Raw genomic sequence first — 13288 nt, 5'->3', positions numbered from 1 at the left:
GTGGTGGCCTCCCTAACAGTATCCGTTTGTTAAGTCTGAGGCCATCCGGTTGTTGCGGTTGCGCCATCAGAGTCAGCCCTCGACGGCCAGCCAGGGTATGGACTGGCAGGATGCTGGTGGGCAACGAGTGGCCAGTGTATTAAGTCGTCCGTATCTGAGTACGCATGGGCAGGGCGATTTAGTGGTCAACAGCGTAGGCTGGTTTTGGCAACTCCTGGCTCGATTGGTGGGTCATCAGGGCGTACACCATAGCAGTCCACCGGGATGGCAAACGATCTGGAAAGGCTATCTGCATTTCCAGATCGTTTGCAGATGGATACAATATATCAAAGAACGAACACTTACCACCTAAACCTCCGACTTATGGGTAAAACTCACCTTTTCAGGGAAGGGGTTAGGGTGGGATAAAATCCCCTAAACAACCGGTAATTTCCAGCCATTGTGGTAATGAGCGGCCAGCAAGGCATTGGCCTGCGTGTCATTTTTGAAGCCTTTAGCGGCAGCGTCCCAGTACACTTTGCGGCCCGTTTTGTACGCAATGTTGCCCATATGGGCGTTTATGGCGGCAATACTGCCGGTTTCAATGCCGCACTTCAGTAATCCGGGATCGTTTGCCTTAATGGCCTGGACAAAGTTTTTCGTGTGCTCGTTCAGGTAGTCGCCGTTACGGGCCTGATCGGGGATGTCGTCCACTTTATAGACCTTGATCCCGTTCTTGGTTTGGGTTTCGGGCAGTAACGACCAGCCATCGCGGTTCAGCACGAGCGTTGCGTTGTTGCCAATAAAAGCGATACCCTCGGTACGGCCGTAGTTACCACCGTCGATGCCCGTTGCATGTTCCCAGAGCATGTTGAAGCCATCGTATTCATACACGGCTTGCAGGGTGTCAGGCGTTTCGGAAGCATCATCGGGATAGGCGAGTTTGCCACCCGATGCCATCACTGATTTGGGTGCTTTTGCATTCATGGCATACAAAGCAATGTCAATTTCGTGAACGCCCCAGTCGGTCATCAATCCACCCGCATAATCCCAGAACCAGCGGAAATTGAAGTGAAAGCGGTTGGGATTGAATGGCCGTTTGGGCGCTGGCCCCAGCCACATATCGTAATCGACGCCAGCGGGGGGCGCACTATCGGGTCGAACCGGAACGGGGTTCATCCAGCCCTGATACGCCCATACTTTTACCAAACGGATATTGCCCAGTTTCCCTGACCGAATGTACTCAATGGCTTTTTCATAGTGCGATCCACTGCGTTGCCACTGCCCTACCTGCACAATCTTGTTGTACTTCTTGGCAGCCGCCAGCATCAGATTACATTCTTCAATACTGTTGGCCAACGGTTTCTCCACATACACATGCTTTCCCGCCGATACCGAGTCGATCATGGCCATGCAGTGCCAGTGGTCTGGTGTACCAATGATGACGGCATCTATATCTTTATTCTCCAGCAGTTTCCGATAGTCTTTGAAGAGTAGCGGCTTATTTTTCTGCATGGTCTGCACATCGGCAGCGCGCTTGTCCAGTACACTCTGATCCACATCGGCCAGGGCTACGCACTCCACATCGCTCATCAACAAATGCGAGCGCAGGTCCGACCAGCCCATGCCATTGCAGCCAATCAACCCAACCTGAAGTTTATCGTTCGGGGAAATCGTTTTGCGCTGACTGGCAATGGCTTCCAGACTAGGTAAGCTAATCAATCCCGCTCCGGTAGCGGTCAGAGCGGAGTTCCGCAAAAAAATCCTGCGTGAAGTTTTCATACGAGTATCGAGGTTTAGAATGGGCTTGACAATGCCTACCTACGAAAGCACGACAGGGCATTTACCTAATCGCTTTACCCTCACTACTGGCCCCTTTACTGTTTGGGAAAGGGGTACAACATAAACGTATAAGGTTGCCATTTTTTAGCCCCTCTCCCGTTTTGGGAGAGGGGTTGGGGTGAGGATTTATCGTCGGATCAGTTTAGTCGTTATTGACTCGCGCGATGTTGTCGCTTTTAGCAAATAAAGTCCTGATCCTACACCATCGAGTCCCAGTGTATACTGTTTGATCAGGGAATCCTGATACACCGTTTGGCGACTGACCTCCACCCCCTTCGAATCGAACAAGACTAAATCGACCATCTGGTTGAGTACATTGCGAATCTCAATCTGTGCTTGATTTCCTTCAGCCGGATTACCAATAATACGAATCTGTAAAGGCGCGGTATCGCCAGTAGATGGAGCCATCAATCGAGCCGATGAGAGGGGTTCGGTTCCATAGACCAACTGACCCTTGTAGTACAAGGCAATGTGGTTGTTCTCCGCTATGGGAGCACTGGTTTTGAATGAGTAATCATTTGTTTCATCGAAGCTGGACCAGTCCGCTTTGGCGGCCCGAAATTGAATGATTCCCGTAGTGCCCGACGCGGCAAAGGTTCCGGCGTTATTCTTAAAGCTAAGCTCCAGGTAGGTATCGGCCCCATTAAGAACCGGAGTCAGTGATTTAAACTGCGCACCTAGCTTACCTGATCCCATTTCGGCATAATCAATCCAGTAGCTTAAACTGGATTTCCCATCGGCGGTAAACCAGTAGCGCATGGTTAGGTCGCTATAATTGACGGGTACATTACCCACATTATTTACCTTCACATTCGTACTGATTTGATTGCTACTGGTGTTCGTGTTTCTATTCTCCGACAGAACGGCAAATTTCATAACCAATGTGGCAACTGTAGGCTCTGTACCCCAAATCAGTTGCGGCTGTCCACCAGCAATTGTCCGGTATACCGTAATGCGGTTATTGTCGGCATAGGCCGTTCCTGATTGATAGGAATAATCATCCAATTCATTAAAGAAAGCCCAGTTTTGATTCGCCAGCCGTGACTGAATTGGCCCTGAGTTTGTAGTAGCGCTTAGATTACCTGCCGAGGCATCAAAACTGTATTCAATATACCCATCGGCTCCCTGATAGGGTTTATTGAACCGAACATAGTTCATTTTGACCCGATTCGAGCCCAGTTGCGCATAATCGACCCAGGTGTTTATGCCCGCAAAGTTTTCCGCAGTAAACCAGTACCGCACTGTCAGCTCAGAATACGGCACCGCTGTTGTTCCCGTGTTGACCAACCGAAGTGTTGGATTGATCGAGTTGTTGGAAGTTTGTCCATTATCCCCATCCAGGGATTGAACGCTTACCGAAACACGACCAGCAGGTGCGATATAACTAAAACTCACGCTATTGGACACCTGTCCACTCGCCGTTACCACAACGGGTTGAGCGCCCGCCTGTCCGGCTGGGGTGGTAACAACCAGTTGAGTAAGCGACTGAGAATTCACAGTAGCAGCCTGCCCACCTATGCTGACCTTAGCTGGATTGGCCCCAAAATCAGCCCCCGTTATGGTTAGCGATGTACCACCCGTCGTAGGGCCACTGGCTGGATTGATCGTCGTGATAGCAGGCGGGTTATAACTAAATAGTATCTGGTTACTGGTCTGCCCATCTGCTCGGGTGATCACTACAGGCAGGTTTACCCCTTCGCCTGGTGGAATTAGGCACTGAATCTGTGTATGGCTCCAACTTACAATGGACATAGAAACACCCCCAACCGTCACCCTACCACTGGTACCCAGACTCGTTCCCAACAAAGTCATTGATCCACCAATAGAGCCATTGGCGGGTGTCATACTGATCAGCGCGGGGGCATCATAACTAAACGCCAGGCTGTTGCTCTGCTGACCAGCAACCGTGACCACCACCGGCAGGTTAGTGCCCATGCCCGCAGGCAGGATACACTCAATCCGGGTGTCAGTCCACCTCCCCGCCACAGGCGTAGCCGCCACTCCGCCAATGGTAACCACACCACTCCGCCCTAAACTAGTCCCAATCAGGCTAATCACGCTACTTCCGCTGGTTGGCCCATTGACCGGGGTCATAGCCGTCAGCGCAGGTGCATCGTAGCTAAATAGGACCGAACTTGATGAAACTTGTCCGGCTACTGTGACAACCACCGGCAGATCGGTGCCCTGACCCGAAGGCAGGGTAACTACAATAGAGGTATGGGAATAAACGCCTGTTGTGGGGGCAGCTAGCCCACCAATGGTTACTGAGCCACTAGTGCCAAAGTTAGTCCCTGTTAACGTCAGCGAGTTGCCCCCAGAAGTCGAGCCGTGATTGGGGCTGACGTTGATAATGACAGGAGTATCATAATTAAACAAGAGCAAATTAGACTGGCTGGCCCCTATTGTGATCATCACTTGCCGATCGATCCCCTGGCCAGCCGGTGAGCTAACCACAACCGCAGTTGTGGAATAGGATTGAGTGATGGGAGCCATGACCCCACCAATGGTAACAACACCAGTACGGTCCAGGTTAGTCCCTATCAGGGTGAGCGAGGTGCCCCCACTGGTAGCGCCATGATTGGGGTTGGTACTGGTCAGCGTGGGGGCAACGGCCACATAGGTAAAACTCACGCTATTAGACACCTGCCCTCCTACCGTTACCACAACGGGTTGGGCACCTGCCTGACCAGCGGGCGTGGTAACCACCAGTTGAGTGGGTGACTGCGAAGTCACGACAGCAGCCTGTCCACCAACGGTGACACTGGCCGCCTGGAGGCCAAAGTTGCTCCCCATCAGCGTCAGGGTTGTGCCGCCAGTCGTAGGGCCGCTGGCTGGAGTGATCACGGTGATAGTAGGGGGGGTGTAACTAAAATTCAGGCTGTTCGTCGTTTTCCCATCAGCACGAATGAGCACGACAGGGAGATTCATACCCTGACCCGGTGGTATAAGGCACTCTACCTGCGAGTGAAGCCACTGACCACTGACCAACTGAGCGGGCACACCGCCGATAGTCACGGTGCCACTGGTTCCTAGGCTTGTCCCCATCAGCGTCATTGAACTCCCACTCGTTCCAGTAGCTGGACTGATACTCAACAGGGTCGGAGCATCGTAGCTAAACGTCAGGCTATTACTTACTTGCCCTGAAACCGTAACAACCACCGGCAAATTTGTTCCTATTCCCTCAGGCAGGACAAAGTCAATCCGGGTAGCGGTCCAGTCAACGCCAGTAAGACTGACAGGAGCATCACCAATGGTCACAGTGCCGCTGCGACCAAAATTAGCTCCGATCAGGCTAATCACCTGACCGCCACGGGTAGGGCCATTGGCCGGACTCATACTCGTTAGCACAGGGGCATCGTAGCTAAAGTTCACCCCATTACTGGGCCGCTCTAAAACCGTGACGACTACGGGCAGATTAGCGCCCTGGCCTTCAGGCAGGGTAACCTCAATGGACGTGTGAGAACGGACTTTAGTCAGAGCGGAAACCCCACCAATCGTTACCGAGCCCGTAAGCCCAAAATTAGAACCTAGTACTATCAATGAAGTACCGCCACTGGTCGAGCCATGATTAGGCGTAATGCTGGTTATACTTGGGGCATCGTAACTGAAATTAAGGCTATTACTGGGCGTACTCCCCACAAAAACAGACACCTGTTTGTTGAGACCTTCCCCCGCAGGCAGGATGCAATCAATCTGCGTGTCGGTCCACTTTACAAGTGTGGCAGTTAGTCCACCAATTGTAACAATACCACCGCGCCCAAAGCTGCTACCCGTTAAATGAATCTCGATGTTCCCTTGTGTGGGTCCATTGGCCGGACTGATACTAGCTAGTGTAGGACCATCGTAATTGAACGTGAGCGAATTGGATATCTGTCCATTCAGCGAAATAAATACGGGAAGATTAGTACCCTGGCCAGCTGGTGAGGTAACCACAACCGCAGTCGTGGCATACGATTGAGTAATGGGTGCCGCGACGCCACCAATGCTCACCTGACCGCCACTCCCCAGGTTAGCCCCTGTCAGGGTCAGTGAGGTACCACCACTGGTCGAGCCATGATTTGGCATAATACTGGTCAGCATAGGCGCGACTGCCACATAACTAAAACTCACGCTATTAGAAATCTGACCACCTACTGTTACGATGACAGGTTGAGCACCGGCCTGACCAGCGGGCGTGGTAACCACCAGTTGAGTGGGCGTCTGAGAACTCACACTAGCGGCCTGCCCACCAATGCTGACACTGGCTGACTGTACACCAAAATTGCTACCCATCAGCATCAGGGAGGTACCGCCCGTTGTAAGGCCACTGGCTGGGGTGATATTACTGATCACCGGTGCCCCATAGCTGAACAGGAGCGGGCTGCTGACTTGCCCATCCGCCCGGGTGACAATCACCGGAAGATTCACGCCCACGCCCGCTGGGATCAGGCACTGAATCTGGGTGTGGCTCCAGCTCGTCAGCGGAGCCGCTACGCCCCCAATTGTCACCGTGCCACTGGTCCCCAGGCTTGTCCCCATCAGAGTCATTGATCCTCCACTGGTTCCAGTAGCTGGACTGATACTCAATAGGGTTGGGGCATCGTAGCTAAACGTCAGACTATTACTCACCTGACCAGCAACGGTGACCACCACTGGTAGGTTGGTACCCATGCCCGCAGGCAGGATACACTCAATCCCGGTGTCCGTCCACTTGCCTGCAATAGCCGTAGCCGTCACACCGCCAATCGTCACAACCCCACTCCGACCCAGGTTAGTCCCACTCAGGCTAATCACGCTGCTACCACTGGTTGGCCCGTTGATAGGGCTGATGGCAGTCAACATGGGGGCATGGTAATTGAAAAAGACCGAACTTGATGATGCTTGCCCGGCTACCGTAATGAACACAGGCAGATTAGTGCCCTGGCCCGCAGGCAGTGTAACCACAATAGAGGTGTGGGAACGGGCGCTAGTCGTAGCGACATTCCCACCAATCGTTACCGAGCCGGTGAATCCAAAGCTAGTTCCAACTAACGTCAGCGAGGTACCTCCGCTGGTAGAACCATGATTAGGGGTGATGCTGGTGATGGTGGGTGCATCATAGTCAAACGAGAGCGAATTGGAGAATTGACCACCACTGGTAAGCACAACAGTCTGATCAAGCCCCTGGCCAGCCGGTGAGATAACCACAACCGCAGTTGTGGAATAAGAGGCCGTAACAGGAGCCGTAACGCCACTAATACTGACCTGGCTATTACTTCCCAGGTTAGTCCCTGTCAGTGTCAGTGATGTGCCCCCACTAGTCGAGCCATGATTGGGAATAAGGCTGGTCAGCGTGGGGGCAACGGCTACGTAGCTAAAACTCACGCTATTTGACACCTGTCCTCCCACCGTTACCACAACGGGCTGAGCACCCGCCTGTCCGGCAGGACTGGTAACTACCAGTTGAGTAGACGACTGAGCACTGACGCTAGCAGCCTGCCCGCCAATGCTGACGCTGGCTGACTGTACGCCAAAGTTAGTTCCCATCAGGGTCAGGGTTATGCCACCGGTCGTAGGGCCACTGGCTGGGGTAATTACTGTGATAGTAGGTGGGTTATAACTGAACAATAATGAATTACTCACCTGACCGTCGGTACGAGTGACAACAACAGGCTGGTTTGTACCCTGACCTGATGGCAGCAGGAAAGAAACGTGGGTATGCCCCCAGCCGCCACTAACAACGGTAGCCGATACACCTCCTACCGTCACTGTACCACTAGCACCCAGACTCGTACCAATCAGCTCTACTGTATTACCACTAGTTCCAGTAGCTGGGCTGACGCTAATGAGAGCGGGTGCGTCGTAGTTGAACGTGACGGAGCTAGTTGACGATTGCCCCGATACAGTCATCTGCACCGGCAGATTCGTACCCTGGCCAGCAGGTAAATTAACCACGACGGCAGTGTGGGAATAAGAACCGGTTACAGGGGCCGTTATCCCGCCAATCGTCACAAAGCCACTAGTGCCAAAGCTAGTGCCAAGCACTGTCAATGATGTACCACCACTGGTGGAACCATGATTGGGACTGATGCTGGTAATCGTGGGCGCATCGTAGTCAAATTCTAGCGCATTACTAAACTGACCACCCACGGTAACGGTTACCTCCCGCTTGATCCCTTCGCCGGAAGGTACGTTCACCGTAATGGCTGTATCCGAATATGAACCTGTTATAGAGGCCATTACCCCACCAATCGATACGACCCCACTTGCACTCAGCCCCGTACCTGTTAGTGTTAACGACGTACCACCACTGGTAGACCCATGATTGGGCGTAATACTGGTCAGCTTGGGCGCTTCCGCCACATAGGTAAAACTCAGGCTATTGGAAATCTGTCCACCTGCTGTTACCACAATTGGCTGAGCACCCACCTGACCTGCCGGTCTAGTGACCACCAACTGAGTAGGCGACTGTGAACTGACCGACGATGGCCGTCCACCGATGGTAACAAGCGCAGATGTGTTACCAAAGTTAAGGCCTGTCAGCGTGACTGGAGTACCTCCTGTAGTTGGTCCACTGGCGGGGCTGATGCTGGTAATGAAAGGCGGGTCATAGCTAACCTGTACACTACTGCTGACCTGCCCATCCGATCGGGTAACAATCACCGGCAGGTTGGTCACCTGATCTGACGAGAGCATACATACAATCCGGGTATTGGTCCATCCGTCGTCAACCACCTTAACATTCAGGCCACCAATCGTTACAGTGCCACTGGTTCCTAGGCCCACCCCTGCTAACTCCATAGAAGTACCTGTGGGCCCATGAGAAATTGAGATAGCTGTAATAATCGGAACGTCAGCCGTCGCAAAGGCTTCCGTTGATTTGCCGAACGTAATGGTCGGCAGCAGAAGAAATATCAGTCCCGCCAACAAACTGGTACGGGCTAGCTGTACTGCGTAAACGTATGGTATCATGATTAAGGCTAAAGAGGTAAGGAATTCGGTCCGCTAAACTAGAGGGTGCAGAACCAGCAAATTCCCTATTGTCGGTGAGTTACAGCTCTGGTGTAGTGAGTTACCAGATTTTGTATGCCATGTAAATAGCCAGCATGAACCCGTGTTTTACCAACTTTAAAGTCTAGCCCATGCAGCCTATGGACGTCACCTTGATCAAGTGTTCTGTTCTTTCACGATTTACTCCCATGAAAGTACTATACACAGTATGGCTGGGCTTCTTACTAGCTACCATAGGCATCAATCCAGCCCATTGGCAATAACTTAGCGAGCGAAATGCATTGGGGGAACGGCTCATCAACTCCCTCATAGAACAGCTGGATGGCCAGTATGAAGTACTACAACAAAACGGAACCCTCTGTCGGCTGCATATCCCCGAAAGGTCTTGGCAAACAAACAATATGAGTGGTCAATTCTCATTCACCAACTAACTTCTGTAGTTTACCTACACCACGAGGTCACCCACAACTTTACCCAAATCCCCCTGTAGACGTACACTATTTTTGATTGGTTCAACTACTCAAAACGTGCTGTAAGTCATGGATCATACAAATACGCTGTTACGGAGAACACCGGTTGCGATTGTGGGGATGGCGTCGATTTTTGCGGATGCAGAGAACCTAAAAACGTATTGGGAAAATATTATTCAGGGAGTAGATAGTATTACCGAAGTGCCCGAAAACCGCTGGAAAATCAGCGATTATTACGATCCAAACCCCACTACGCCCGATAAAACCTATTGCAAAGTGGGAGGCTTCATTCCCGAAATCGACTTCAATCCATTGGAATTTGGCTTACCCCCAACGCTACTGGAAGCCACCGATACGGCTCAGCTCCTGAGTTTAGCCGTAGCACGGGATGCCCTGCTGGATGCTGGATACGGGCTGGGGTCGACCAAACTGGATGCCCAACTCCGCGAACGAACGGGCGTGATCCTGGGCGTGGGTGGGGGGCAAAATTTAATTCTGCCCCTCAGCACCCGGCTGGAGTCGCCGGTATGGCGCCGGGCAATGGAGTCGGCGGGGATGCCAGCTGCGCAGATCGAGCAGGTGATCGAAAAAATAAAAGCGGCTTACATCCCCTGGTCAGAAGATGCGTTCCCCGGTTTGCTGGGCAACGTGGTGGCAGGCCGGATTGCCAACCGCTTCGACCTGGGCGGCATTAACTCGACCGTCGATGCGGCTTGTGCAGCTTCGTTGAGTGCGGTAAAAATGGCCCTGAGTGAGTTGATCGAAGGTCGCTGCGACATGATGCTGACGGGTGGCGTGGATACCAACAACTCGCCCTTCATGTACATGAATTTCAGTAAAACACCTGCTTTTTCGCTGAAAGGCAGCATTCGTCCCTTCGATCAGGATTCGGATGGGATGCTGGTGGGCGAAGGACTGGGTATCATTGTCTGCAAGCGGCTGGACGATGCCATCCGGGATGGCGACCGGGTATATGCAGTCATCCAGGGCATGGGCAGTTCGAGCGATGGCCGGTTCAAAAGTATTTACGCACCTCGCCCTCACGGACAGGCCATCGCCATGCAACGCGCCTACGACGAAGCGGGTTATGATGCCTCAACCGTTGGCCTGATCGAAGCCCACGGCACCGGCACCGTAGCGGGCGATCTGGCCGAAATTACCTCGACAAAAGCCGTTTTCGGAAAATCGAACCTGACGCCCAACCATATCGCCATCGGCAGTGTGAAATCGCAGATTGGGCATACGAAAGCCGCTGCGGGGATTGCCGGGTTGATCAAAGCCGCGCTGGCTCTGCACCATAAAGTACTGCCGGGAACCCTTAACGTCAACCAGCCGAATCCTGAGCTAGGTATCGAAAACTCGGCGCTCTATATCAATACGACAACCCGGCCCTGGTTTCGCAAAGCCGCCCATATACCCCGGCGGGCCGCGGTTAGTGCCTTTGGCTTTGGGGGCGTCAATCTGCACACGACTTTAGAAGAAGTGGGCAACGAACCACCGAAAAACTACCGGCAGCATACGCTTCACCGCATCCTACTGGTACACCAGCCCAACGATTCCTTATTGCTGGATGCGTGCCGTAAGCAGTTGGCATTGCTACAATCAGACGAGGCCACGCAGCACCTGAATCGGCTGGCACACCAGTCTAAAACAGAAAAAATCCCGGCCAATTATGCCCGGATGGGCTTTGTTGCCTCGTCCGTAGCCGAAGCTCGTCAGAAGTTAACCCGGTTCATTGAGTTTTTAGATCGGAACACGGGCCAGCCGGAATGGCAGCACCCGATCGACGGCATCTGGTATCGGCAATCGGCGCTGGATACGGCCCAATCTGTCGTGGCTCTGTTTGCCGGGCAGGGATCGCAATACGTGACTATGGGAACGGAGCTAGCCTGCGCTTACCCAACCGTTCGGACTGCATTCAACCAGGCCAACCGCTTTTTTGAGGCCAAAGGACAGAAGCCCCTAACGGATGTTGTGTTCCCGATTCCGGTTTTCTCGGATGACGATCGACAACGGCAACAGGATGCTCTCCGGCAAACCCAGATGGCCCAGCCCGCCATCGGTGCCCTGAGCGCAGGCATGTATCAGCTACTGGCCGATGCGGGATTTACAGCTGATTTCTTTGCGGGTCATAGTTATGGTGAATTGACCGCACTCTGGGCAGCCGGGGTTCTGGACGATGATGCCTTTTATGGTCTATCCAAGATTCGCGGTGAAGTTATGGCGGCTACCCCAACCGGCGATTCGGGGACGATGCTGGCCGTGAAGGGAAATCGCGAAGCCATTGAGCAACTCATCACCAACCGCCCTGGCGTATGGGTATGTAATCTGAACTCGCCCTCACAGTTGGTGTTGGGTGGGCAGACGGATGCACTGTTGGCGGTACAGGACGAAGCCAAAGCGCGGGGATTCCAGGCCACCCTGCTTCCGGTATCGGCCGCTTTTCACACCCCACTCGTCAGCCACGCCCAACAACCCTTTGCCGACGCCATACGACGAATTTCTATAGCTACCCCAACCGGTCGAGTGTTCTCGAATACAACCGGACAAACCTACCCAACCGATCCGGAACAGATTAAAGAAACACTGGCCGGGCATATCGGAAAGCCAGTCCGTTTTCAGGAACAGATCGAAGCTATCTACGCGCAGGGTGGTCGGGTGTTTGTTGAGTTCGGGCCGAAAAACACGCTGAGTAATCTGGTAACGGAGATTCTGGCGGGGAAACCCCACAAGGTGATTGCCTTGAATGCCAACCCGAAAAAAGACAGCGATAAACAGCTACGGGAAGCTATTGTTCAGCTCACGGTGCTGGGGCAGGCACTTCAGGGATTCGATCCGTTCGAGCAACCCTACGTCGAACCGGCGGCCAAACCCAAACTAACGATTAAAATCAGTGGCTACAACCACGTTTCGGAAGCCACAAAAAAACGCTACGAGCACGCGCTCTGCCTCCCCCCTATTGAGACACAGTCCCTCTCTAGTATAAACGAAGACGAAGCCATGAACCCAACCCTCACCCAAATGCAGGCTGACCTGGCCTCGCTACTGGAACAACAAGGTCGAATTGAGGCTATGTTAAAAGCCCTGATGCATACCAATACCCTCTCTGCCAGCCAACTGAACGCCAAAGCGATACCCGTATCGGTTACCTCAGACCTGCCAGCGGTAAATGGCTATTCTTCATCGTCCCTCAATGGGGTTAATGGCTCAAAAAACGGCTACATCAATGGAGCGACCGTAGAACCTTTGCCTGTGCAGGTGATGCAGGCAGCGCCTGTCGTCGTTGATACACCAAAACCCGCCATTGATCCCAAACTTATCGAAACCAGCCTCCTGACGGTGGTTGCCGAAAAAACCGGTTATCCCGCCGAAATGCTTGAATTAAGTATGGATATGGAGGCCGATCTGGGCATCGACTCCATTAAACGGGTGGAAATTTTTGGCACCATGACCGAAGCGCACCCATCTGTGCAGGGGGTGAAGCAGCAGGAACTGGCCGAGCTGCGCACACTCCAGCAAATTGTCGATTACCTGGTTGCCAAGATGACAACCGGGCAGACCATCGAATTTAGTAAAGGGCTTTCCGCTCCACTATCCAATCCATCAACCAATCCAGTCCATCAAAACGGGCAGTCAGATCAACCCCAATCTACCCTGCCGGTTCCGTCGGCACCGGGAATTCCGATTCCGGCAAGACCCGCCGTTGATCCCAAACTGATTGAAACAAGTTTACTGGCCGTCGTAGCCGAAAAAACCGGTTATCCTGCCGAAATGCTTGAACTGAGCATGGATATGGAAGCCGATCTGGGCATCGACTCGATCAAGCGGGTAGAAATCTTCGGCACCATGACCGAAGCCCATCCATCCGTACAGGGGGTGAAGCAGCAGGAACTGGCTGAGCTGCGCACGCTGCAACAGATTGTTGATTATCTGGTCGCGAAAATGACAACAGGTCGGGAGGTCGCTGTCGAAAAAAAGTAGTCGCCGATCCTGTCAGCCTGACTAGCTACGCGCCGGGAAACTACCCC

General features: G+C 53.0%; 4 protein-coding genes. 2 read left to right on the top strand and 2 right to left on the bottom strand.

Features of this window, described 5'->3' with window-relative positions; all coding sequences use genetic code 11:
• Positions 1-58 precede the first annotated feature (58 nt).
• Entirely contained in the window at positions 59-352 is a 294-nt protein-coding gene (locus tag EXU85_RS04790; protein ID WP_142770976.1) for a hypothetical protein, read from the top strand.
• A 62-nt stretch (positions 353-414) separates the two neighbouring features.
• Here the strand turns inward: EXU85_RS04790 and EXU85_RS04785 are convergent, their stop codons facing one another.
• Together EXU85_RS04785 and EXU85_RS04780 are read right to left on the bottom strand one after the other, a co-directional pair.
• Positions 415-1761 carry a Gfo/Idh/MocA family protein gene (locus EXU85_RS04785; RefSeq protein ID WP_142770975.1) on the bottom strand — a complete coding sequence of 449 codons (1347 nt, stop codon included), beginning with the start codon at positions 1759-1761 and terminating at the stop codon, positions 415-417.
• A gap of 186 nt (positions 1762-1947) precedes the next feature.
• On the bottom strand, positions 1948-8751 hold the full coding sequence (locus EXU85_RS04780; protein ID WP_142770974.1) for an IPT/TIG domain-containing protein: 6804 nt from the start codon (positions 8749-8751) through the stop codon (positions 1948-1950).
• 578 nt (positions 8752-9329) lie between these two features.
• On the opposite strand from EXU85_RS04780, the gene EXU85_RS04775 reads away from it, so the two are divergent.
• Positions 9330-13241 carry a type I polyketide synthase gene (locus EXU85_RS04775; RefSeq protein ID WP_142770973.1) on the top strand — a complete coding sequence of 1304 codons (3912 nt, stop codon included), beginning with the start codon at positions 9330-9332 and terminating at the stop codon, positions 13239-13241.
• Positions 13242-13288 lie beyond the last annotated feature (47 nt).

This window comes from Spirosoma sp. KCTC 42546 (assembly GCF_006965485.1).
In the GTDB taxonomy this organism is placed as follows: domain Bacteria; phylum Bacteroidota; class Bacteroidia; order Cytophagales; family Spirosomataceae; genus Spirosoma.
The sequence above is the reverse complement of the archived record's forward strand: the minus strand, read 5'-3'. Positions and strand labels throughout refer to the sequence as shown.